This is a genomic window from Draconibacterium sediminis, from assembly GCF_000949475.1.
GTDB classification, from domain to species: domain Bacteria; phylum Bacteroidota; class Bacteroidia; order Bacteroidales; family Prolixibacteraceae; genus Draconibacterium; species Draconibacterium sediminis.
In genome coordinates, this window is record NZ_JRHC01000002.1 from 84,544 (window position 1) to 110,382 (window position 25,839).

The following is a 25,839-nucleotide window of genomic DNA, read 5'->3' on the forward strand; positions in this document are numbered from 1 at the left end:
ACCGACTTCCTGATCAGCCATACTCCTTCCCCTTAAGTTTACGGTAATTTTAAAAGTTACTGAAATGTATATCGATCAAAAATATTTTGATTCATGGATGAACCGGTTAACAAGTCAACTGGAGAAAATTGGTCGAAAAATTGACCGTCAGGACAATTCCATTACTCCGAAAATTGATGATGAGGTTTTACTTGATAATCAGGATCTATGTCTTTTACTAAAAGTAAGCCAACGAACCTTGCAACGATTCCGTACTTCCGGGAAACTTCCTTATCGGTTAATAGGCAGAAAGGTTTACTATCTGGAATCAGATGTTACTCATTTTATTCATGATGGATTTCCTAAGAAATTGTAACCGGCTCTTTACTTTATAATGTATTCATTTTAGTATTGTACAAATATATGTTTTACCCAAAAATAATTTTCCATTAAGGTATTCAACTTTTAAAAGAGAGATATAAAATAATAGGTAAATCTCATAAATAGTCGTCCTTAACTATCTGTAATTTATTACACTATCTTCTATTAAGAAAGATTTATACCATTTGCGTAAATATTATAAGAGAAAGACTAGAAAAGGCTAATAAATTCGCCTTTTGTAATACAAGAAAGTACGTCAAAGATTGTAAATACATTAAAGTTTCCTTATAAATAAGTGTTTACGTTTAAAGTTTAGATTCAAAAAAATAAAAAGAAACATTATTCAATAACTCTATTGAATAATTGAAACCAGACTATTATATTTGTTCAATCAAAACAATTAGCACTAAAATGAAAGGTAGAGAATTTAAGGATGCTATGTACGACGGGCTTTCCAAATTGATGAAAGCTCTTGCAAATCCTGCACGACTCGAAATCATCGAAATGCTTTCGCAAGGTGAAAAAAGTGTTGAAGGAGTTGTTGCAGTAACCAAACTGACGGTAGCAAATGCCTCGCAACACTTGCAGGTACTTAAAAATAACAATATTGTAAAATCACGAAAAGAAGGACATTACGTTTACTATTCACTAGTTAATAACGAATTTCTGGCCCTTTACCAGCACATTACAAAGTATGCTGTTTCTGAAATTGCCGAACTGGAAAGAACTTTAAATCAGCAACGCAAAAACAATAAAGCGCTCAATTCGGTGAGTCTCGACGAGTTGGAGCAGATGATTCTCAACAAAAATGTATTGTTGATGGACGTGAGGCCGTCTGCGGAATTTGAAGTAGACCACATCACCGGGGCTGTTTCTGTTCCAATGAACGATTTATTGTGTTGCCTGAAAGATTTTTCAAAAGAACAGGAAATCGTTGCTTATTGCCGGGGACCATTCTGTGTGCTGGCCGATGAGGCGGTCAAAATTCTCTCCGAAAACGGTTATAAAGTAAGACGGCTGGATGAAGGATATCCTGAGTGGAAAATGAGGCAGCTGGAAAAAGAAAATCATGAAAACATATAATGATCAATCGGCACAAGCTAGAATGAAAAAATTTATGTAATGAAAAAATATTTAGTAATATTAATTATAGGCGCATTTTTCTCACCCCAAAAAACTAAAGCTCAGAATAAAGTCGATATCGGTTTTTGGACACAGGCCTGGTATCAACATGTTGAAAATGGCAAAGGTGACAATGGATTGAATGACTTTATGCTTCGCAGAGTCTATCTTGCAGTTAAAGGACAGCCAACCGAATATCTCAGTTTTTTTACCCACATTGCCGTTGACCGATTTGGCCAGGATGGACTGGACAATCCATCAATGGGACTCGGCAGCGGTTTGACTTTCCGCGACCTGTGGATTACTCTTGACATGGATGAAAGTTTCAAAATACAGGCCGGACGGATGTACGTGCCGCTAACAAGGAATTACGGCACTACCTCTACCAAATCACTGTTAACTACCGACTTGTCATTTATGCAGGGGGGAATACGCGGAGTTATATTCTATACCAGTAAAGTAGGAAGAGACGACGGGATTACACTTTGGGGTAATCCTTTCGATGGTTTGTTTCAATACCGGCTAATGATCTCCGAAGGTATCGAAAGCATTGCAAATCCTGACGATAATCTGCGTTATGTAGGCCGTGCTGTACTAAACCTGCTGGAACCGGAAACAGGATGGTTTAACCAGGGTACGTACCTTGGGAAGAAAAGAGTGCTGAGTATCGGCGCTGCTTTCGATTTGCAAAGCAACCTTACGTTGAATAGCGAGCCGGGGCAAGACAATTTTATATGGACACTCGATGCGTTCTTTGACCACCCCGTTGCCAATGGAGCCGTCACAGCAGAAAGCGCTTACATCAGCCTTAAAAACAGTACCCAGGCGAATAGTTTTGTACAACTGTCCGCATCTGATGATGCAGATTTTTTTTATATACAGGCCGGTTACTATTTCAATAGCCCGGTTGCTGTGGGAAATATACAACCCTATTTTCGGTACGAAACAGTTTCAATAAAACAAAAGGAGAATACAGGTATTTTTAGTGGTGGGCTCAATTATTATCTCAAAGGACACAATGCAAAAGCAAGCCTCGATTATACGATAATTAACTATCCGGAGGCAGATGCGCAAGGGATTTTTACTGTGCAATTAGCTGTAGGAATTTAAATTCGAAAAAGAATGAGCGTACCAATTTATCTTGACTATAACGCCACTACTCCCATTGCTCCTGAGGTGACAGAAGAGATGTTGCCTTATATTCTGACATATTTCGGGAACCCGTCCAGTAGTTATGCCATTGGGTGCCACAACAAAGAAGCTATTGAAAAGGCACGGATGCGGGTTGCAGGTCTGCTCGGTGCAAAGCCCGAAGAAATCATTTTCACGAGCGGCGGTACTGAATCGAACAACTATGCCATCCGCGGGGCCGTTTTGGCGAATCAGGATAAAGGAAAACACATCATTACTTCGCAAGTGGAACACCCGGTGGTGACCGAAGTTTGCAGCTACCTGGAGAAACAGGGTTATGAAATTACCCAGCTTCCGGTCGATTCTTACGGAAAAGTAAATCTGGAAGACGTTGAAAAGGCTATCAGGCCTGACACGGTTCTGATTTCCATCATGCATGCTAACAACGAAGTGGGAACTATTCAGCCAGTAAAAGAAATTGGCGAAATAGCAAAAAAACACAGCGTCCTTTTTCATACCGATGCGGCACAATCGGTTGGTAAAATTGAAACCGACGTAAATAAATTGGGCATCGATATGCTCTCTGTCGCCGGGCACAAATTATACGCTCCCAAAGGCATCGGAGCGTTGTACATTCGGGATGGCGTGAGATTGGAAAATCTGATTTTTGGCGCAGTACAGGAACAAGGATTGCGACCTGGTACTGAAAATGTACCATATATCGTTGCACTTGGAAAAGCCTGTGAATTAGCCACAGACAATTTTGAGACCAGCAAAATGCATCTTTATCAAATGCGGCAACGGTTATTAAATGGCTTTATAATGAAATGTCAGACAACCATAAAACTGAATGCCGACCTCAAAAATTGTCTCCCGAATACGTTGAGTATCGCATTTGATAAAGTGGATGCACATACACTTGTATCATTGGTCAGTCAAAAAGTTTTTTCTCAACAGGCTCAGCCTGTCATGCCGATTCGGTTGAGATTTCTCCAGTACTGAAAGCGATGCAGGTAGATTCCCTGACAGCAGCTGGTACAATACGAATTTCAACAGGAAAATATACAACGAAAGAAGAAATTGATATCGCAATTGATGCGATTTCAGAAACAGTAAGTAAACTCTTATAATCAAAAATTAAACTCAGTTTTATGAAAAAGTTAATTTTCACCTTGTCCCTAATGCTGTCGTTATTTTCTACCCACTTGTCAGCACAATTAAATTCTCAATCTTCGTCAAATACTCCCACATCCATTGGTATGGTCATTTATTCCAACGATGTGGAAACGGTTTGGAATGCATTTCGTTTAGCTAATTATTCAAAAAATCAGGGAGACACGGTTCAGGTATTCTTGTTGGGAAAAGGAGTGGAAGTCGATTTGCTGGTTAATGATAACAAGGATTTAAAACAACAGGTGGATGCATTTCTTGAAAAAGGTGGTGAAATTCAAGGTTGCGGAACTTGTTTGAAAAGCCGTAAAAATGACCAGCCTCAAGTTTGTACTTTTTCATCACTTGCTGATTTATACACCATCATTCGTAAAAATAAAATTGTATTAACTTTTTAATTATTTGAATATGAAAGAAAAAATGACACCAGAAAAAATGATTGAAATGTTCACCTATGAAATTTCAAGTAAACTGCCAATTAATGATATACATGAAAAAGTTCCTGCTGCATGTGAGCAGAATAAATTTGCATTGCTTCAGACGTATGTTTATCATGATATTGTCGCTGGGAAGGGGTTTCCAATTGACCGAAAAGTTTACATATACGAAATTTGCCAGGCAAGAACAGCAGCAGAAATGCTTACTGATTTTCCACACTTTTCTCTGTTTATGCCATGTAAATTAGCTATTTATGAGAAGAATGATGAAACTGTAATCTCTACTATGAATATGAGAGCGGTGCTTGATGCCGTTCGTTCCAATTCCGAACTTTTTAACGATGCAACTTCGCTGTTTAACACGCTTAAAATTTTAATGGATAATATTTCAAAATAAAAATAATCAACGTACAACTTTTAAAACAATGCAAATGCAGAAGATTTTGATTTTAATTAATGATGGCCCTTACGGTACAGAAAAAGCGTATAACGGATTACGATTGGCTAATCAGTTGAATAAAGCTCATGAAGATGTGGAAGTTCGGATATTTTTAATGGCTGATGCTGCTACATGTGCAATCCCCGGCCAGGTGACTCCAAATGGATACTACAATATCGAGCGCATGTTAAAATACTCCATCAACAAGGGTGCAAAAGTGAAAATTTGCGGTTCGTGTGCAGATGCCCGTGGTATCAAAAACAAAGAGCTAATTGAAGGAGCCGAAATTAGTACAATGGCTGAACTTACGCAATGGGTAGTTGATAGCGATAAGATGGTTACGTTTTAAACTTGAAATGTCTACAACTATCGATTTCAATTCAAATCAAAACTAGTTGGGAGTAAGAAGTCTTCGTTAGTGAAAAAATCCTTAATTTGTTCTGAAAAGGACATTTTATATCCACTCAATATTTAAACAAAGAGTAGATGAAGGCAATGAATCAGAAAATCGACAACAGACTGGAATTGAGGAATATTAGGCCAACTGCCATGCGCCAGTTGGTTTACGATGTACTGGATAAAAATAAAAAGGCACTGAGCCTTTATGAGATTGAACAACAATTCGAAGATGTTGACCGCTCCACCATTTTTCGCACTTTAAAAACGTTTCAGGACAATTATTTAATTCATAGTATTGATGATGGCACAGGAGCGGTTAAGTATGCCTTGTGTGATGAAGAATGTACCTGTCAGCCAGATGACTTGCACATTCACTTTTTATGCACCAAATGTGGACAAACCAATTGCCTTAAAAACATGCCAGTCCCTAAAATGGACTTACCTCAAGGTTTCTCTTTCGAAAGTGCCAATTTTGTAATTAAAGGTATTTGCTCAATTTGCCGAAAGTAACTTTGCAATACTGTTGCACAATCTTTTACTTATTTTTGTATGAGAAAATAAAAATGGAGCAGGCATAAAATGAGAAATAACATACTCAAAATATTTACCCTGGAGATGCTATGTTGTTTTACAATTGCCGTTTTAGAATTGGATTTCGGTGGGAATGTTGAACAAACGTGGCATGATGAATATGACTCATACACAACTAACACAAAAGTAATAGGTCAGGACTGTAACTTTATTCCTTTCTTCAGTTTCTCAGATTTTAATTCAACGACCGGAAATATTTTATACCTTCCTATAATCTATGTTTCAAATGATATTGATAAAAGTTCTCGTAATTGTTTTAAGAAAAGTAAAATTTTCATAAAACACGAGGCTTTTCTTATTTAGCCCCGCTTCCGTATTATTTTCCAAATTGTTTATTTCTTATTCATTCTTAACTAAAAAATATGATTGAAAAAATCATTCATTTCTCTATACATAATAAATTGGTAATCGGAATCTTTACGATTGCTTTAATTATTTGGGGTATTTTTTCGCTCGCACATTTACCCATTGATGCCGTACCCGATATTACCAATAACCAGGTGCAGGTAATTTCACTGGCCCCAAAACTGGCTGCACAGGAGGTAGAACAATTCATAACCAACCCCATAGAATTATCCATGAAACTTATCCCTGAGGTCATTGAAATAAGGTCTATTTCAAGGTTTGGGTTAAGCGTGGTTACTATCGTTTTTAAAGACAAGGTGAATATTTACCTTGCCCGGCAGTTAGTGACTGAAAAGCTCAAGGAAGCCGAAGCAAATATACCCGATGGGCTGACCAATCCGGAACTCGGCCCAATTACCACAGGTTTGGGCGAAATTTATCAGTATGTGGTCAAACCTTTGCCGGGCTACGAAGACAAATACCCGGCAATGGAACTGCGTACTATTCAGGATTGGATAGTGCAACGACAATTGGCAGGCACCCCGGGATTAGCCGAGGTTGGTGCATGGGGCGGTTACGTAAAACAATATGAGATAGCCCTCAATCCATCAAAATTGAATAACCTCGACGTGTCTATTTCTGAAATAATGCAAGCCCTGGAAGAAAATAATGAAAATACTGGTGGTGCATATATCGAAAAAGGGACTAATGCCTATGTAATCAGGGGTATCGGTATGGTAAAATCGTTGAAAGATATTGGCAAAATTGTAATAAAATCGAATAAAGGCGTACCGCTCCTGGTACGAGATGTAGCAAATCTTCAATTTGGTCATGCCATACGTTACGGGGCGGTTACGAAAGACGGTCAGGGAGAAGTTGTTGGCGGTATCGCCATGATGTTGAAGGGAGAAAACTCAGCCGAAGTAATTAAAAACGTCAAGCTGAAAATAGAAGAAATAAAAAAAACACTTCCCGAAGGCGTAACCATCGAACCTTTTGTTGACCGCACCAAACTGGTGAACAAAGCCATTCATACGGTAACCCGAAACTTAGTGGAAGGGGCCCTGATTGTCATCTTTATCCTTGTATTATTACTTGGCAATTTACGTTCCGGCTTGGTTGTGGCTTCCGTAATCCCTTTATCAATGTTATTTGCTGTTTCCATGATGCGGATATTCGGAATATCAGGAAACCTAATGAGCCTTGGCGCAATTGACTTCGGGCTAATTGTCGACGGTGCGGTAATCATCGTAGAAGCTACGGTGCATCACATATCTACCCGAAAATTAAAATATAAATTGAAGCAAAAAGAAATGGATGCAGAAGTAATTACCTCTGCATCCCGTATTCTTAAATCGGCATCATTTGGGGTAATCATTATCCTTATTGTTTACATTCCTATACTTACACTTTCAGGTATTGAAGGAAAAATGTTCAAACCAATGGCAGAGACAGTCTCTTTGGCTTTGCTGGGTTCGCTCATTCTTTCGGTATCATATGTACCTGTTGTTTCATCCTTGTTTTTAAACAGAAATGTTTCTTCCAAAGAAAATATTTCAACCCGGTTAATGCGCAGGATGTACAAGGTTTATCATCCGGTTATAGAATACACCATACGGCACAAGGCCATTGTAATCGGAACGGCATTTATTCTTTTTATTTTTAGTTTTTGGCTGTTTACAAGGTTAGGTGGCGAATTTATACCACAACTGGAGGAAGGGGACTTTGCAATAGAAACTTCTTTGATGCAGGGTGCATCATTAGCACAATCCATAGCTGCTTTTTCTGCTGGTGAAAAATTATTGAAAGAACGTTTCCCTGAAGTGATATCAGCCGTTTCACGTATCGGTTCGGGAGAAGTGCCTTCCGACCCCATGCCTGTTGAAAATGGCGATATGATGGTTATCCTGAAAGATAAGGGCGAATGGACAAGTGCAGAAACCACCGAAGAACTCAGGGAGAAGATGGAAGAAGCACTTTCTGAAATTCCGGGAGTAAGATGGGAAATATCCCAACCTATTCAAATGCGTTTTAATGAATTAATGACAGGCATTAAGCAGGATGTAGCCGTGAAAATTTATGGTGAAAATATGGAGATACTAAACAGTAAGGCCAACGAAGTATCAAAACTCATATCCGGTGTAAAAGGAATAACTACGCCTTATATTGAGAAAGTTACAGGTCTTCCGCAAATTTCGGTTGAATACAACCGGGACAAGCTGTCGCAATATGGAATTTCAGTAGCGGAAGTAAACCTGGTTTTACGTGCTGCGTTTGCAGGTGAAAAAGTAAGCACGGTGTATGAGGGCGAAAAGCGGTTTGATATGGTGGTAAGATTGGATAAAGAATACCGAAAGGACATCAACGATGTGGAAGCTTTATATATTCCACTTCCATCCGGCAAACAAATTCCTATCGGACAACTGGCCGAAATAAAATATGTTGACGGGCCTTCCCAAATTTCAAGAGACAATGCCGAACGCAGGATTTATGTTGGGTTTAATGTTCATGACCGTGACGTGGAATCGGTTATTGAAGAAATACAAAATATTCTTGATGCTAAATTGCAACTCCCAGCCGGATATTACATTACCTATGGCGGGCAATTTCAAAACCTCATGCAAGCCAAAGAAAGGCTTTCCATTGCTGTTCCCATTGCTTTATTGCTGATTTTTATATTGCTATATTTCGCCTTCGGTTCAGTGAAACAAGCCTTGCTAATATACTCAGCCATTCCATTGTCTGCAATCGGCGGTGTATGGGCTTTGTACCTTCGGGATATGAACTTTAGCATATCGGCAGGGGTTGGATTTATTGCCCTTTTCGGTGTAGCCGTACTGAACGGGATTGTACTTGTCAGCTATTTCAATCAGTTGAAAAGTGAGGGTATCACCGATGTTTATCAAAGGGTAAGAGAGGGGACAAAAGTACGGCTTCGCCCCGTAATAATGACTGCCTCTGTGGCAGCGCTGGGCTTTTTACCAATGGCAATTTCAAAATCGGCAGGGGCTGAAGTTCAAAAACCATTGGCTACCGTAGTTATCGGGGGATTAATAACTGCCACTATACTTACATTGGTAGTTCTTCCGGCATTATATATTGTATTTTCCGAAAAGAAATTCAAGATACCAAAAAGAAGTACCAAAATTGCCGGATTGTTTATTCTGGGACTTTCGTTCTTAACCCTTCCAAATGGGAAAGTTTATGGGCAATCTGATACGATAAAACTTACTTCAATAGACGATGCCATAAGGGTCGGTATTGAAAATAACCTTCTGGTTAATTCAGCCGAATTGGAAGTGAAAAAGCAGCAATTGGCCAAAAAAAGTGCACTTGACTTCAATAAAACCGGGGTTGATTTCGAATATGGAAACACGGATAGTCCTACTGCTATTGATAACTCCTTCGAAATAAGTCAGGAATTTGCTTTTCCAACCGTATATATCAACCAGTCGAAACTGGCAAAAGCCCATATAAAGAGAAGTCAGTTAGGTAAAGAAGCAGTAATAAATGAGCTGATAAAGGATATTAAAAATACATGGAACCAATACCTGTTTTCAGTTGAGATACATAAACTTTTAGAATATCAGGACAGTTTGTACCGAAATTTCCTTGAAGCGGTGGAACTGCGCTACAAAACAGGAGAAAGCAGTTTGCTCGAAAAGAATGCAGCACAAGCGCTTCAACTGGAAATAATGAACAATTATAAAAAGTCGGAGCGTGAAATTCTAATACGTAGAGAGGAATTGAAAAACCTGCTGGGCATTGATAACCTGCAAATAAGCCGTGCCAATGCATTTGAATATAAAAATTTTAGCCAAACATCAGATAGCCTTACTGCCGATAATAACCCCGGCATTCACTATTTGCAACAACAAACAGATATAGAAAAGAGGACCGCCAGGGTGGAACAGGCCAAAGCATTACCGGAATTTTCAATCGGATACCTGAACCGGACATTTAATGAATCGAATTTACCCGACCGGTTTTCGGGGATTCATGCCGGTATTTCCATTCCTTTATGGTATCGTCCCTTTAATGGGAAAGTGCAGGAGGCAAAAGTGAATTCACAAATTGCTGAAAACAATTACAATTATCAAAAACAAACATTACAAAAAAATATCTCGGTAGCATGGCAGGAATACCTTCAGTGTAAAGACATTGCAGATTATTATAAACAACAGGGTATTCCACAGGCTGATTTACTAATTGATAACGCTAATAAAAGTTTTGCAGCAGGTGAAATAGGCTACTTGGAATACTTGCAGCATATAAGCAGCGCAATGAATATCAAAAGCGCTTATCTTGAGAATGTAAACAATTATAATCAGGCCGTCATCCAACTGGAATATTTAACTGGAAATAAATAATTGAAATAACTTCATAAAATTTTAAATAAACGCACCATGAAAAAATATAGCTATATAGCAGCACTTATTTTTCTTGTTTTATTACAGTATTCATGTACGCAGGGTCAACATGAAACAGTGGAAAACGAAGAAGAAAATGAAGTAGTAACAGAGGCAATCTTTACACCTGTACAGTACAAAAATGCGGGTATAGAGCTTGGTCATATAGAATATAAGAACTTGCGTAATGTTGTTAAATCTAACGGATACCTCGAAGTTCCCCCTCAGAACAAGGCAAATGTAGCACCCGTTATGGGCGGTATTATTAAAGAAATTTACGTGTTGGAAGGCAATTATGTAAAAAAAGGCCAGTTATTAGCCAAAATGGAACACCCCGATTTTATAAAGCTACAGGAAGCCTACATTAAAGCACTGGCAGATTTTGATTATTTGGAAAAAGAATATGCACGTCAAAAAGAATTGAGTGTTGGTAATGTAAATGCCGAAAAAATACTTCAGCAAACCGAATCCAATTACAAAGCAGCCCGGGGGCAGGTTCACTCTCTTGAAGCCCAATTAAAAATGTTCTCGTTGGATATCGAAGAAATAGCAAATGGGCATATCATTCCATTCGTTCCATTAAACAGCCCTATCAATGGCTATGTTGGGCATATCAATGCAAGTATTGGAACTTATACTGAACCCAATCAACCCATTTTTGATATCGTGGACAATCGTAAAGTTCATGTTGACCTGATGGTTTACGAGAAAGACATTTACAAGGTGAAACCCGGTCAAAAAGTTGATTTTGTGCTAACCAATCAGGGCAGTGAAATCATAAAGGGAAAGATATTTGGCATAAGTAAAAGTTTTGAAGACGAAACCAAAGCCCTTGTTGTTCATGCCAATATCATGGGTAAATCGCCTGAATTGATACCCGGTATGTTTGTAAATGCCCTGATTGAAACTGGTTCCGATTCTGTTCCTGCCGTACCCGTCCAGGCTGTTATAAATGAAGCCGGCAAAGAATATATTTTCATCAAAGCCGCAAACGTGGAACCTTCAGATGAAAATATAGTATTCAAACGGGTTGAAATAAAAACCGGGCTGGAGGACTTAGGATATGTTGAAATACTCCCATTGGATAATCTTCCACCTGATTCTGAAATTGCCATAAAGGGAACATTTTATATTCATTCAGTATTTAAACCGGGAGTTGATGAAGAATAAATTGCATTCAATAAATTAAAAAATCAATTGACTAAATGAATATATCTGAATTACATCTTGGGTATCCCAAAAACAAAGAACTGAAGGGGTAATTGTCAAAAACACCATTTATAAAAACAAAAAATATGTCAGAATACAAACATTCATACGAGAGAAAAACCATGTGGGTGGTACTTTTAACTGCCGTTACAATGGTTGTTGAGATAGTTTTTGGGTTATCCACAAAATCGATGGCACTACTTGCCGATGGTATTCACATGGGGTCACATGTGCTGGCAATTGGCTTAAGCTGGTTAGCCTATATCATTGTCAGGAAAGTATCGAAGAACGAAAAATTTACAGGTGATTCAAATAAAATCCTTTCCCTTTCAGGCTATAGCAGCGGGTTAATGTTGCTAATATTTGCCATAGTAATTATGGTTGAAGCGATTGAACGATTATACAATCCGGTGGATATTGTTTATAAGGAAGCCATTATGGTCGCCATAATCGGTTTGGTAGTAAATATTGCCAGCGCATTTCTTTTACACCATAACCATGAACATTCAGACCATAATATACGTGCAGCTTATTTACATGTAATTGCAGATGCTTTGACAAGTGTTTCAGCTATATTAGGACTTGCCGCAGCTATGATTTGGGATATACCGTTTATTGATACTATTGCTGCGTTGATCAGTTCATTCGTCATAATCAAATGGTCAATCGGATTGTTGAAAGATTCCGGAAAAGTATTGTTGGATATTGAGCATCATCATGAAAATCATGAACCCCATCATCATTAGCAGCACTATAACCTGCCCTAAGTGCGGTTTTCAAAAAGAAGAAATCATGCCTGAAGATTCGTGCTGGTTTTTTTATGAATGTAAAAACTGTAAAACTGTCTTGAAACCAAAATCAGGGGACTATTGTGTATATTGTTCTTATGGCTCGGAGAAGTGTCCGCCTAAACAGCAGAAGAAAGATTGTTGCTAATTCAATTTTGAATATATTTTAAGAAGTCGAGGAAATCTAAATTGAAAGGTGAAATTGAAAAGATTGAAGGGTCGATCTGTAAGTGATTAACTACGCTCTCCGTAAACGATTGGCAAATACTTTCCCGTTACATGCAAATCATGGCCGGCTGTTTTCAGGAGTTTAATACAAGCTTTCTTTATGAAATACCTGCCAAAGCTGTCTCTATCTTTTCAAGAAGGAGTTCCCGCTTAATTGGCTTGGAAATAAAGTCATCACAACCCGCGTCCTTGGCTTTGTTGGAATCTTCAGGCAGGGCATAAGCGGTCTGTGCGATTACTTTTATTTCCTGTCGAAGTTTTTTTATCCTTCTGGTAGCTTCCAGGCCATCAATCCCCGGTAGTTTTATATCCATCAGGAGTAGTTTGATTTCGGGATTTAATTCCACCAGTTTTATTGCATCTTCACCATTTTCTGCTTCCAGAAGTTTATATTTTGTTGCACTTAATGAGGCTTTTAAAAAGTGCATGTTAACAGGTTCGTCTTCAATCAAAAGTATAGTGTGTCCCGATGAAACTTCAGGCTTTGCATACTTTTGAGGTTGAACGGAAATGGAATAACATTCTACCATGGGAATAGTAAAATAAAATTTCGAACCAATACCTTCTTCTGATTCAAGCCAAATTCTGCCCCCAAGCATCTCAACATATGATTTTGAGATAGCAAGCCCCAACCCAGAGCCTTCAAATACTCTTGTGTCTTCAATGTCAGCTTGTTCAAACCGATTGAAAACAGCCGTTTGCCTATGAAGGGGAATACCAATTCCGGTATCTTTAATACAGAATTGTATATATCCGTTTTGAACCAAAAAGTTAACCTTTATTTCTCCCTTATCGGTATATTTAATCGCATTTTTGATCAGATTAGTGAGAATGGATTCCAGTTTATTCCTGTCGGTTTGAGTGAAAAGGTTTGTTTCTGCACTCTCGTTTTCCAGAATAAGAATTATTCCTTTATTATTAGCCTGGAGTTTGAAAAAGTCAATTATATTTTCTAAAACAGCGGGGATATTAATCGCGGTGGCCTGGACATTAACTGCTCCGGACTCAATTTTAGAGATTTCGATGATGTCGTTTACTGTATTCAACATTCGTTCGCCACTTTGGTGGATGATACGGATAAACTCATCTTTCGATTCATCACTTAAGTCAGGCTCCGAAAGTAAGCTGGTGAAGCCTAAAATACCATTCATTGGCGTCCTGATTTCGTGGCTCATATTGGCCAAAAAAGCCGATTTTAGCCGGTCACTTTCTTCCGCCTTATCTTTTGCATCAACCAAATCGTTATAAATTTTTTTCTTGTCAGTAATATCATTGATTAAAACCAGACGGGCATCATTTCCATTGAACGTGATTTGGTGAGAATAAATCTCTACATCGATGATGGTACCATCTTTTTTGCAATGTTTCCACTCACCGGAGCTGCTATACTTCTTGTCTAGTTGTTTTATAAATTTTAATATATTTTGAATGTCTTCAGGAGGGCGTATGTCTTTTATGTTCATACTAAGGAATTCCTCGTGAGAATAGCCATAATTCGCAACAGCTGTCTTATTAACTTCAAGAAAATCCAGTGTTTCCTTGTCGTAAATCCACATAGGCTGAGGATTACGTTCAAACAAATACTTGTATTTTTCTTCACTAAGCTTAAGTTCTCTCTCCGATTGTTTGAGTTTTGTTATGTCTGTTATACTACCAATATATCCAACAATATTGTTGTTTAAATCGAATTCAGCTGTTGCATGCCCCATTACCCAAACCATACTTCCATCCGGATGAAGAAAGCGATAGTTGGCAACAGAATCTTTTTTCTCCTGAACATCAGATTTCCATTTTCCAGTCAGGTACTCCCGGTCATCAGGATGAACCGCTTCCTGCCATCCATAACCAAGCGCTTCTTCCTGATTTATCCCGGATATGATGCACCATTCCGGATTAACATAGGTTGTATATCCATCGGGGCGGGAACGAAAAATGCCAACCGGCGCAGATTTGGCCAGCGATTGAAAGCGTTGTTCAGAAGCATAGAGCTGCGTGGTTCTTTTCTTTATTTTACGCTGTAAAAGGAGATTAAACAAAAGGCTGATACCAATTAAAACTGCAATAATTCCGATTACAAATAAATATGCATCAGCCGTATGTCTCAATAATTTTATGTCTTGTTTTGAACGTGGAAGCAATTGATAGTAATCACTTAACGGTTCATCATAATCATGTTGAGACAAAATCCCGGAAATTTGAATCTTCTCTCCAAGTGAAAATTGAGCAAGTAGTTCCGGATTTTTACTATTTTTTGAATTATAAATCATGAGAGTACTGTCGCTTCCTTCCATTCCTGAAATGATAACATAAGTACCTCCGGCATTATAACTTTTATTAATAACCATTCCCTTTACAGAGACAAGTTGTCCTTCCAATTCTTCTTTACTGTGTTTTTTCAATTCAACAGGCGTAGGAAGAATACGCCTTAGTGTATCCGCCAAAACAATAACGGGATTGAGGATTTGTGTTGTTCCCCGGTATTGCCCGATTACCCCACTTATAACCAAACTGTCGCCTGCTTGGATGATAGGGCCCCTGTAATTGCGATCATAAACAAAAATACCTCCTGTTTGATCCTGAAGCGCAAATTGCAGGCGCCCGGGCCACAAAACATTTGAAGAGATGGTAGCGCGTCCGGCAATAGTAACAGTGTCACCCAACAGGTCCGGGACAAAGTTTGAATCACGATCTGCCCTGGCTTCGTAAATCGATAGATCAATAGGATGGTTTAAATGCCGATCCGTTCTATTTGAAGATCGCGAATGAGTGGAAGCCAATAAAAATATTAAGCTTGAGAAAAATAAAAACTTCATCATTATATTTTAACTTCTGTATTCTTCTTTAGGGAAAGAATTAAGTGATAAAGATAAATAAAAATGGATGTTGATCAACTTAATTTGTAGTTGGAGAGAGTTAGCTATGTAATGATTGCAACGAAGTATAACACACAAGAATTTAAGCCACAATCCTGAGTTTTCCCGGATTATTATTTTAGGTCCGTTATCATAACCAGATAAATTCCAGTAATATTGGACAAATCCCTGTTCTTACAAGTATTTGCCCAATGAATTCGCTTTTAATTTTCGAATAAAATTTTTAGGGATTCAGAATTATAAATTCCAACTTTAAGGGATTACGCATCCTTAATCCCCGGAATACTTTTTGTGTAATAATTAATCATTTATATTATTAAAAATCTGTCAACCTATTTTAGGACGATTCACAATTTAGAATATCCTATTGAAGAGGCCTTCATCAATAAAATTTATGATGTAACGGGATTTAATACTCATAAAAATATGAATTTCAATTGCGCACAATTTTTTAATCGAAAATCAAATAATTCAGTCCGAATAAAAACTCACTGTTACGGTATGACCTTCGGGTTACTTTGTAATCCAGTTCCGTATTTGATCGCCTGTTGTCCATCGAAAAATTAGCATATAATTCCAGGTATCTGGTCCATTTGTACTTTGCTTTTAATTTAAAATCTACATATTGATATTTAAGCGGGACAGCAGTATCGTCATAAGTAAATGCCAGTCTCTTTTGATATTGGACCATCCGATAATCCGAATTGAAATATACATACCACTTTTTACTGGAATACCTTAAACTGAGTTCAGGCCTGTACCCTTTGTAACTGTAATATCCCTGATAAAGGTCAGTTCTTTTGAACAGGCTGAAACCGGGGGCAACCATGAATCCTTTAGCTGGCTTGGATTCAAACTCAATATCGATGGTTGAATACCGGTATTTTCGAAGTTGAGATGCCAGATTATTCATTACCTCAGGCTGATTTTGTGGTTTTAAGGTGATTCCAAGGCTGTCGGAAGCCGGGTAATTCAGATAATTCCGTTGCCTCAGATCAAAATCAAAATGAATGCTATTCTTTTTGTTCAGTTTATACTCATTTTTAAAATCAAAATCAAAATTTACATGTGTAAGGGGCATTTGGGTCGTATCGGCAAAATAGTTATTGTAATTAACCGAGAATTGTGGATTGGATTCCAATTTTGAAAAGTCCATTATTATACCCAGCATTCCTTCATGACTTTTGTATTTAAATGATCTTAACAGTTCATCTCCGGAAATAGACGTTCCCAGTTTATCTTTATAGCCAAATGAATACTCGGATTCAAGTGTTATTTCTTTTCCCAAATTTTTATCAAAAGCCACATACCCATCCCATTGTAGCTGGTTAGCCTGGGAATAATCCAGATAACGGCGGGTCCACAATTCACTACCTGTTTCAAAACTATATTTATTTTTTTTCCTGATACGGTAACGTGCATCGTATCCTATTTCACCAAAAAAACTATTTACAATAAAGTCATCTTTGTTAAGATACACGTTATCCGAAGCATTAAAAAGTACTTCCGGGGCTTTGAAAATATTATTTTCCCTCCCTCCGTATGAATAAAATTCCAGATCGAAACTGTTTTGACTTTTTGTTTCGAGGGAGAAAAATATGCTTAATAATAAAGCTAGATATAGGGTTCTACTATTCATTGTAAGATTTATTTATTGTTTATAGAAATTTATCTGTTAATCCAACGTCTGGCCATCAATGCACAATCAGCTGACTATCAATGTTTTTATGTTTTTTTTGCAAATTAATTTATCCGACATTATATTGAACAATAACATTTCATGTATCCTGTTTGGTGCACCTTCAAAAAAAGAGGACATTATTCCCGCTAAAGGGATAAACAGGGAACCGGTTATATTAACATTCAAATAATGAATCAACTTTTTGCCCCTTGTTTTTAAATCGGTTGAGTTTAGGGAGATCCTTACAAACTGATTTTATGGGTATAAATGACACCATCGTTACCCCTCAAGACAAAAATGTAAATCCCTGGCCTGTACGATGGAATATTAATTTTTTCGTATTTCTGAATAATTTCTTTCGTAACAATTGGACGTCCCAATAAATCGTACACGATAGCAATTCCAGAAGGAGAGTTCCTTATACCGAGATTTTGTTCGGAATGATTGAAAAATAGCACTAACTCATTTTTCATCTCCTCTGAGATACCGCTTACAATACATGGATCCAATCCTGTATTTCCACCTACACAGGTCTGGCAACTGTCCAGGTAGGCGCTACCGCCAAATATCCCATTACAATCAACCACACATTGTGCTGTAGGTGATTCGGTAATTTCAAAATTCGCGAATACTTTTTGTACAAAGCTTTCATGTTCTAAAATGATGGTGTACGTTCCTCCCGGAATATTTTCAATGAAGAACTCGCCGTTTATATCGGTAGTATCAATGAAATTTGTGTTTTCAAGCCAGACGATTGCACCACTAACAGGTGTATTATCTGTTTCGTTCAAAACCGAACCGCAAAGAACTCCCGCCTGAGTATTTAGGTGGCAAACGATGATGATCAAGAGCAGAGTTGTTAACTTTTTCATTTTCAAATATTTTTTAATTTGCGTCCTTTCAATTGTCCATTTTCTGGAGCAACTCCTTTGCCGGTATATAACCGGAATTTAAATCTAATGTCTTAATAAGGTACTCCTTCGTTTTAACTATGTCATTCATGCCCTGAGCGGCCAGGGCAAGATTGTATTTTGTTTTCCAGGAGTTCGGAGCAAGCTTGTCCAAATCCGATAAAATTTCTGTTGCTTCTGCAAATTTATTCTGTTTCAAATAGGTTACTCCCAGGTTATTTAATGCACTCTTGTTCTTTCTATTTATTTTCAACAACCTTTGGTAATATAAAACGGCTCTTTCATAGTCACCTGTATCGGAATAGAGTTTGGCTAATCCGAAATAAGCTTCTTCGTATTTTTCATCATACTCAATGGCTTTATTATAGGCCGCGATTGATTTATCATATTCCCTCTGTTTTTTATAAGCGATGGCCAGATTTAAGTGTGCCCTGGCATAATCCGGTTTAACCCGGATGGCATTTTCATAACACGAGGCAGCCTTTGGGTAATTGCCTTCTTCTCCGTAGGCAATTCCCATATTGTAATAGGCACGGTAGTGTTTTGAATTTAATTGTGTTAATTTTTGCAGGATCTCTATCGTCTTTTTATAATTTTCATCTTTCATGTACAATAAGGAAAGATTATATAAGGATTTTTCATTACCGGCATCGATGGAAAGTAAATCTTTGTATTTTTCTTCAGCCAACGTTATTTGGTTGGTTTTACCGTAAGCCACAGCCAGGTTATACATAACGTCGACATTATCCGGCTCAAATTCCAGAGCCCTTAAATAAAGTTCTACAGATTTTTCAGGTTGGTTTTTTGATGCATATAATACGCCTAACTGGTTAAGCGCAGCAGTATTTTCCGGTTGAAGTTCAATCAATTGTTTTATTAATTCGATAGCGCTGTCAGGTTTATTTAGCTCAGCATATACTTTTGCCAGATTAAACATGGCTTCGGTATAATCCTTTTTTAATCGTAGTGCTTTTTGCAGTGTTTCTTCTGCTTTTAAATACTTTTTACTTCTATAATACAAGACTCCCATATTAAAATAGGCTTCTGTAAATCCGGGATTAAAATTTGTGGCTTTACTATAATATTCAGTGGCTTCATCAACTTTGTTTAAGTCAGTATAAATTTTACCAAGATTATAGTAAGCTTCAGCATATTCGGGGTTTAAACGGATGGCATTTTGATAACAAACCTCTGCTTTAGTCAGGCTATCCATCCGTGCTTTTACCACACCGAGATTTAGCCAGCCAGGTCCATAATCGGGATACACCCGAACCAACTTTTCAAAAACTTTCCCTGATTCTTCAAAATTATTTACCCGCATAAAGGCAAGAGCCAGGTTGTACCGGGCTTCCAAATGCTTTTCATCTTTCAGTATAACTTGCTGGAATTTTTGTATTGCCTGTGAATATTTAGCTTCTTTAAAATCTACCAATCCCAGGTTATAGAGAATTTGTTCATTCCCGGAATCATTTAATAAGGCTTGTTTTAAATCCGCCCGGGCAAGTTCGAAATTTTCAGTTCGCAGATAAAATGTTCCCCTATTATAGCGTATTTTTGCAGAATTTGGTATCTGACTAAGTCCCTTCCCATAAATTTCAAGTGCCTCTTTTTCCATTCCCTTTTCCATATAATCCAAAGCCAGATTAACGTAAACTTCTTCGTAAAGAAGATTCTGCCCAAGTAACTCATTATACAACTCCCGGGCTTCAGTGTGACGGTTGGTTTTGCTGCAGATAAGAGCGAGGTTAAACTTTGCCTTTACATTTTCAGGTTGCAAACGGAGTACGGTTTTATAGTTTTCCTCTGATTCTTTGTAATTTTCTGTCACCTGATTGAGATAAGCCATATTATACCAGGATTCAGTGTGAGCTGGATTCAATTCGATGGCCCTTTTATAGGATTTTATGGCGTTTTTGTACTCTTGTTCTTTTTGGTAAAGTAACCCGAGGTTATAATGAGTCTTGTATGAATTTTCAGATTTGTCGAGTTCGCTGGCTTTTTTCAGTAAGTTAATGGCATCATTATTTTTTCCTTCTTTCAACCGGATTGTCCCAAGGTTATAATATGCATCGGCATAGTTTGGTTGCAGGTCAATCGCCTTTTGGTACAGAACTTTTGCTGAATCGGAATTACCCTGTAATGAATATGCATATGCCATATAAAAATATGCACGAGCCATATCAGGGGCAAGCTCAATGCTGTTCTTAAGCTGCTCAATCCCAACGGCATTATTGCCCTCTTTTATTGACGCGATCCCTAACGCAAGTAAATACTTTGGATTGTCCGGATCGCTTTTTACTGCATCGGTATATAAACTAACCGCTTTTTTATAATCCATTTGTAGCTCTGCTTCACGCGCAGCAATGAAGGAGCTATTTGTCCCCTGGTTTTCGTCAGGATTTTCTTCTCCCCCAAAACGCTCATCAATTGGCAAGCCTTCTTCCGAAGGTATACTGTTGACTGAGTTGTGTGAAGTAACAACTACCCGGACATTATTTTCATCGAGTATCCATTTTTCAAAAAAACCAAATTTGCTGAAAAAGTTGGTCAACAGCAGCACCATCAACACCATAAAAGGGAAAATATATATTTTAAAGATTCCTAGTTTTTTCATTTCAACCTCCAATTTTTTCAAGTTCCCTATACAATCCTTTCCCATTGATATTTTGAATTTCAAGGCCAGGCCGAACGTTTAGCTCTAAAATCTGTGGGCCATAGCGTTGGTCGATTACAAAATCAATTCCCAGATAATGAAGTGGAACAACCTCCTGTATTTTTTGAGAGATTTCCATTATTTCACTCCAATAAGGGAGCTGTAACCCGGTAAGAATTACCCCGGTATCAGGATGGGTGCCGAATGACGATGAGAGGCCCGGGGCAATAAAAGTTATCCCAGACCCGATGTCAATACCTACCCCAATCCCTCCTGCGTGAAGGTTGGCTTTCCCTTTGGAACGCTTTGAGGGAATCCGCATCATTGCCATCACTGGTGTTTTCTTAAAAACAATAACCCTTATGTCTGGAATTCCTTTGTAGCTGATTTTTTTCAAGAGGTCATCCAACTGAATTTTTTCTTCAATCAGCAGAGCGTCATCCATATTATCCAATGAATATACCCCGCTCAGGATGGAAGATGCATGTTGTGAAAGCCTTTCTTTTGAATATTTCTCACCTGACGATGTGATCCATTTTCCATTTGTAAATTCATCAATAATCAGAATACCACTTCCTCCTTTTCCTTTCGCCGGTTTCATTACAAATCCCGACTGGCCGTATAAATCCTGTGCAATGTTTTTCAACTCGAAAAAATATCGATATGCCTTAATCAGCCTTGGAGTGGGAAATCCTTGTTTTTCCAGCAATTCCTTTGAAACCAGCTTGTCATCGGCCATCTTATAATGTTTACGCTCATTGTATTCATAAATAAAATCGATGTTACGCCGGTTAATCCCCAATATCTGATTATATCTGCTTTTCTTACTCATTGAAAAGGATTTTTCTGAATCTCCATACTTCTGTTAAACGCATCCCGGTCCAGTTTCCAAAATATAAGCCTCCACAAATTACCAGAAGCATCGTTTCCGGGAAAGCAAGAACAAACGTTTGTAAAGCCAGAGATGTAATCACGATGTAGCAAAAAATGACAGTAATGACGGTATTGCCATAAATTTTTAAGGCTTCCCTTGTCCCTGTTTCCTCGCTGATAAGGGAAAAACGTTCAATGGTAATAGCCATCAAGGCAAGTGGAAATAAGGTTGCTTTGGCTAATTGCATATTTCCAACCAGTACCCCGGAGGCTGATATAATGAGCAGGGAAAAAACCACAAATACCAAAAGGATGGTCAGTTTTGGGGTGTGTGTGATTTTTAACCGGTTTACCCCCCACCGGATAATTGCTCCTGTAACGATTATCATCGAAAAGGTAACCAAGCCCCATAATAAATTGGTTTCGCGAAACGAAGAAGCGATTAGGGCAGGCAAGAATGTTCCAAAAGTCTGCAGTCCAATTACATTTCGAAAGATAATGGTGACGATGGCGCCGATGGGTATCATCAGTATAATCCTTAGTAAGCTTAATGACAGTCCGGCCTTTTGAAATAAATTCCATGCGTTCATGATGTTAAGAGGGTGAGCTGCCAACCCTTCATAATCTGATTCACGGGTAAAATCTTCGCGTTCAATGGAAAATGAGTATTTAAAATTTACATTTGATGTACGGCGAAAAAAAGCTTCATCGCCATAAGATGTAATCAGATAATTTTTGGGCATTTCGGCAAAGTGGTTATTGGTTGGGTCCATGGTCACCCATTCATCGCCGATTAACACTTCCAGCCATTGATGGGTAACGGTTTTTGTACCAGGATTAAGAATAATCCCGCCCACCAGCCGGGCAGGGATTTTTAATGTTCTCAATAACCCAACCATTAACCTGCTTTTCCCGTTACAGCTTGCCTCCTGAAGGCGTAAGGCGGTCAAAGCATCTGTTTTGCCAGAAAATCCGGTGGTTTTAATATTATTATGAACGAAACTGAAAATTTTTGTCAGCACTTCGATTAAATCGGAGTTCCTGTCAATATCCAGGGATGTTAATACTTGGACAAGCTCTTCATCTCCTGATTGGACAAGGTCGGTATTCTCCAGGTACTTTTGATTTGATGAATTATTTAAGGAGGATATTGGTAGTTTCTCAGGCAACAGAAAACTAACTTTCCTGCTTATAACATTAAACGAATAACTTATTTCCTGATGTCTGTCAGCATTTACCTGGTTCCAGATCCCCGTTCTGTTTAAACCTGAATTCAACTGGGAATAATTAAAAGGTCCTGATAAAACCTGTTCATCGAAAATTTCCTGATGTGCATTTGTCGGTGGAAGCATTGCCCTGATATTTATTTCTCCCCCATGCCCGGTTGCCTCCATTGTTAAAGTTACCCGATACCCGGTTTCGGGCAATACCGTGGCCGGAGTATAATTAAATAGGAAAACCTTTATCAGAACCAGCCCGGCAAATATGGCAAGCAGCACAATAATGGTCATGTTTTTAATATTCATCCCTCTCAGCTTTTTGTTAAAAATCATAAATAACACGATTAAGAATCCCATATAGTTCTTCCTCTTCCCTTTTTAGTTTTCCTTCGTTCAGGGGTTGTTTAGGCGAGCAAATTTCAAGTGTAACCGAAGGATGGGGGTTCAAACAGGTTTTGGTCCCTATGGGGATTAATTCTTCCATCATGAAACCGCTCGTACACCAATCAGAGGCTATCCCGGGGCTGTTTACCATCTCTGACGATGAGCGCCAGGGAGGCTCCGCTGAGCCTCCTGCAGCAATAATCATATCTCGCAACCGGGTTAGTGCAGCATTTCCTGACGAATAAAAAGCACCTTGTCCCAGCTTGTTATTTTCGATGGGTACACGGACCAGATTTTCATATATGTTTTCATTTCCCGAATGAAGAAAAAGACTGGCTTTATATTTATTTTGGTTTATTAGATTAATCAAAGCAACGGTTTCCGGTTCCGGTTGTTTCTCGATGCTCCCGAATGGAAAATTCCTGTTCAGATCAATACCTTTTCCATTCTCCCTTTCATTTTCGATATAACCATCCGGGTTATGGATGAGAATGATATCGACCGAAATTTTCTGCACGCTTATTTTTTGACCGTTACCTTCGTCTAAAAAACGTGCCATAAAATATAAAAGGGCTGTTACCGGCGCCGCTTCATCTCCATGGGTGCCGGCAACAATCAGGAACCGTGATTCTGTATCTTCCCCGGTATACCCAATCCGAATCAAGGGAATGGGTTTGTGAAGCCTGGCGCTTCTGCCAATCCTGAATAATTCGGTGTTTCCCGGAAAATTTTTATGAATCCTGTTTAACCGAGCGTAAAGCTCATCAATAACAGGATACAGATTCAAAGTATAGGTATCGTCACATTCAAAACTTTGCACCTTTTTTATCCTGTTGGTATGGTCAGAACATCCTGTCAGCATGATGAGCAGAAGCAGAATCCTGAGAAATAGCCCTTTAATAATCATTCTGCTTTTTTAAGGTAAGGTATTTAAATAGCTTTGCGCTTTGGCAGCTTTTGAACAGTTCGGATAATCAATGATAACCTTCTCATAAGCAATACGTGCATTTGCAATGTCACTTGATTTATGATAGCTCCGGGCAATGTAATACCATGCTTCGCCAGCCATTTTGTTGCTGCTTTCCGTTGTAACCACATGCTGTAAAGAAATAACCGCGTTGACATAATCCGTTTGATGATAATAGCTAAGTCCAATCCAATAATAACAGGAAGGTAATTTTGTACTCTGTGGATAATTGGTAATGACATTATAAAATTCCGATATCGCGTTGGAATAATCATCACTGTTATAGTAACACCATCCTATTTTATACTGGGCCTGGTCGGCGTTATCAGAAGAAGGATGTGCGGATACAATCGCGGCATAATCTGCCCTGGCATCGGCGTAAGTATATGTTTCCAAATCATATTTACAATTTGCCTTGTAATACATCGCTGAAACTTTATTGTCACTTTTAGGGAATGTGGTTATAAAAGAATCATATTCAGCTATCGCCGATGCTAATTGGTTGTTGTTATAATAAGCCATAGCCCGGTAATACTTGGCTTTTTCAGTTCTTAAACTGGCAGGATAGGTAGACAAAAAGGTTGAGAAGTCATTAATCGCCGTTGCATAGCCTGAAGCTCTGTAATTTGTATAACCAATCTGATAATGCGCATCTTCAGCATTGGACGTATTCGGATAATTATTTATCACCTTGTTGAATTCGGTAATAGCCTGTGCGTAATTTCCTGCTGATGAATAGATGGTTGCAATGTTGTACTGCGCATCGCCTGCTCTAGCAGATGATGGATAATCCTGAATCAGTTTCTTGTAGGCATTTATTGCGGATGTATTGTCATTTAACTTCTCATAGGCCCTGCCCACAGAATACTGGGCATCTGAAGCCTTTGCATTTGTAGGATAATTATTAACTACTTTGTTATAGTAAGAAATGGCACCGGAAAAGTTTTCCTTCACTGCTTCAATTTTACCCAACCAATAATTTGATAGAGGGATTAATGGATGTGTGGGATATTTTGATATAAACGAAGTAAATCTTGCTTCTGCTACGTCATAGTCATCCAGCGTATAATAATCAAAGGCAATTTTATATTCCGCATCAATAACCAGGCTGTCACCAGGAAATTTATCAATTAACTCCTTGTATGAGGCTATCGCTGCCAAGTCCTCACCCTTTATGTCCAAACGATTGGCTTTAACAAAGAGTTCTTCTGCCGAACTGCTTTTTTGAATTGCTGTTAATGTTATTTTCCCAACCGAAACAGTTTCCCCTGCTTTTGTTAAATTAACATTACTCACAAAAGCATCCTGAAAACCAGTCTTTTGGGCTTTCAGCGTGTAGCTGCCATAGGGGACAGAACTAATGGTATAATTCCCGTAGGAATCACTTATTGCGACAAGAGATGTCCCTTCGATAAAAATATAAACATCGCTGTGCGTTATTTGCCCGCTAAGTTCCACCGTACCCTTTATAAATCCTTTCGGTGTAATTCCGGTGACCAGGGTTTGTGCGAATAAATTTATATTCATCACACCAATTAAAACGAATAAAGCTGTTAATGAAATTTTATTAGCCATTTGTGATGTGTTAAATGTTATATGATTTGAATTGTTTCCAATTTCCTGTGTAATTTTTAATTTCTCTCACGGTT

20 protein-coding genes are annotated in these 25,839 nt (G+C 38.3%); 12 read left to right on the top strand and 8 right to left on the bottom strand.

Annotated features, from left to right (window positions below; translation table 11 throughout):
- Nucleotides 1-64 precede the first annotated feature (64 nt).
- From LH29_RS10300 to LH29_RS25060, 12 genes are all read left to right on the top strand, one after another.
- Nucleotides 65-355, top strand: a complete 291-nt coding sequence (locus LH29_RS10300) for a helix-turn-helix domain-containing protein (protein ID WP_045029334.1) — start codon at nt 65-67, stop codon at nt 353-355.
- Nucleotides 356-771: 416 nt separating this feature from the next.
- Nucleotides 772-1,443, top strand: a complete 672-nt coding sequence (locus LH29_RS10305; protein WP_045029335.1) for a metalloregulator ArsR/SmtB family transcription factor — start codon at nt 772-774, stop codon at nt 1,441-1,443.
- A 39-nt stretch (nt 1,444-1,482) separates the two neighbouring features.
- Complete coding sequence (locus LH29_RS10310) at nt 1,483-2,592, top strand: porin (RefSeq protein WP_045029336.1); 1,110 nt, start codon at nt 1,483-1,485, stop codon at nt 2,590-2,592.
- Nucleotides 2,593-2,604: 12 nt separating this feature from the next.
- Complete coding sequence (locus tag LH29_RS10315; RefSeq protein ID WP_198152421.1) at nt 2,605-3,615, top strand: cysteine desulfurase family protein; 1,011 nt, start codon at nt 2,605-2,607, stop codon at nt 3,613-3,615.
- Between the two features lie 149 nt (nt 3,616-3,764).
- Nucleotides 3,765-4,181 carry a DsrE family protein gene (locus tag LH29_RS10320; protein WP_198152422.1) on the top strand — a complete coding sequence of 139 codons (417 nt, stop codon included), beginning with the start codon at nt 3,765-3,767 and terminating at the stop codon, nt 4,179-4,181.
- 10 nt (nt 4,182-4,191) lie between these two features.
- Nucleotides 4,192-4,617, top strand: coding sequence for a DUF302 domain-containing protein (locus tag LH29_RS10325; RefSeq protein ID WP_045029337.1), 426 nt, complete (start codon nt 4,192-4,194; stop codon nt 4,615-4,617).
- Between the two features lie 34 nt (nt 4,618-4,651).
- Nucleotides 4,652-5,008 carry a DsrE/DsrF/TusD sulfur relay family protein gene (locus tag LH29_RS10330; protein WP_045030178.1) on the top strand — a complete coding sequence of 119 codons (357 nt, stop codon included), beginning with the start codon at nt 4,652-4,654 and terminating at the stop codon, nt 5,006-5,008.
- Nucleotides 5,009-5,145: 137 nt separating this feature from the next.
- Entirely contained in the window at nt 5,146-5,568 is a 423-nt protein-coding gene (locus LH29_RS10335; RefSeq protein ID WP_232302836.1) for a Fur family transcriptional regulator, read from the top strand.
- 443 nt (nt 5,569-6,011) lie between these two features.
- Nucleotides 6,012-10,364, top strand: a complete 4,353-nt coding sequence (locus tag LH29_RS10345) for a CusA/CzcA family heavy metal efflux RND transporter (protein ID WP_045029341.1) — start codon at nt 6,012-6,014, stop codon at nt 10,362-10,364.
- Between the two features lie 36 nt (nt 10,365-10,400).
- A complete protein-coding gene (locus tag LH29_RS10350) occupies nt 10,401-11,573 on the top strand; it encodes an efflux RND transporter periplasmic adaptor subunit (protein ID WP_045029342.1) in 1,173 nt (390 codons plus the stop codon).
- 125 nt (nt 11,574-11,698) lie between these two features.
- On the top strand, nt 11,699-12,358 hold the full coding sequence (locus LH29_RS10355; RefSeq protein ID WP_045029345.1) for a cation diffusion facilitator family transporter: 660 nt from the start codon (nt 11,699-11,701) through the stop codon (nt 12,356-12,358).
- Complete coding sequence (locus LH29_RS25060) at nt 12,339-12,548, top strand: GDCCVxC domain-containing (seleno)protein (protein WP_082063566.1); 210 nt, start codon at nt 12,339-12,341, stop codon at nt 12,546-12,548. Before LH29_RS10355 ends, LH29_RS25060 begins: the two co-directional genes overlap by 20 nt.
- 178 nt (nt 12,549-12,726) lie before the next feature.
- Here the strand turns inward: LH29_RS25060 and LH29_RS23780 are convergent, their stop codons facing one another.
- The 8 genes from LH29_RS23780 to ybgF all read right to left on the bottom strand — a co-directional run bounded on the left by LH29_RS23780 (nt 12,727) and on the right by ybgF (nt 25,765).
- Nucleotides 12,727-15,444 (bottom strand): PAS domain S-box protein, encoded by a 2,718-nt coding sequence (locus LH29_RS23780; protein WP_082063567.1) that lies wholly within the window; start codon nt 15,442-15,444, stop codon nt 12,727-12,729.
- A 508-nt stretch (nt 15,445-15,952) separates the two neighbouring features.
- Nucleotides 15,953-17,140, bottom strand: a complete 1,188-nt coding sequence (locus LH29_RS10365; RefSeq protein ID WP_045029348.1) for a hypothetical protein — start codon at nt 17,138-17,140, stop codon at nt 15,953-15,955.
- A 284-nt stretch (nt 17,141-17,424) separates the two neighbouring features.
- Nucleotides 17,425-18,054, bottom strand: coding sequence for a carboxypeptidase-like regulatory domain-containing protein (locus LH29_RS10370; protein ID WP_045029350.1), 630 nt, complete (start codon nt 18,052-18,054; stop codon nt 17,425-17,427).
- A 28-nt stretch (nt 18,055-18,082) separates the two neighbouring features.
- Complete coding sequence (locus LH29_RS10375; protein WP_198152423.1) at nt 18,083-20,707, bottom strand: tetratricopeptide repeat protein; 2,625 nt, start codon at nt 20,705-20,707, stop codon at nt 18,083-18,085.
- A gap of 1 nt (nt 20,708) precedes the next feature.
- The gene (locus LH29_RS10380) at nt 20,709-21,578 is read right to left on the bottom strand and encodes a sugar-transfer associated ATP-grasp domain-containing protein (protein ID WP_082063569.1); all 870 of its coding nucleotides are present in this window, start codon (nt 21,576-21,578) and stop codon (nt 20,709-20,711) included.
- Nucleotides 21,571-23,145 carry a 7TM domain-containing protein gene (locus LH29_RS10385; RefSeq protein ID WP_045030189.1) on the bottom strand — a complete coding sequence of 525 codons (1,575 nt, stop codon included), beginning with the start codon at nt 23,143-23,145 and terminating at the stop codon, nt 21,571-21,573. The genes LH29_RS10380 and LH29_RS10385 overlap by 8 nt, the downstream gene beginning before the upstream one ends.
- A 16-nt stretch (nt 23,146-23,161) precedes the next feature.
- Nucleotides 23,162-24,130, bottom strand: a complete 969-nt coding sequence (locus LH29_RS10390; protein ID WP_082063573.1) for a M14 family zinc carboxypeptidase — start codon at nt 24,128-24,130, stop codon at nt 23,162-23,164.
- A 9-nt stretch (nt 24,131-24,139) separates the two neighbouring features.
- On the bottom strand, nt 24,140-25,765 hold the full coding sequence (gene ybgF, locus LH29_RS10395; protein WP_045029356.1) for a tol-pal system protein YbgF: 1,626 nt from the start codon (nt 25,763-25,765) through the stop codon (nt 24,140-24,142).
- Nucleotides 25,766-25,839 lie beyond the last annotated feature (74 nt).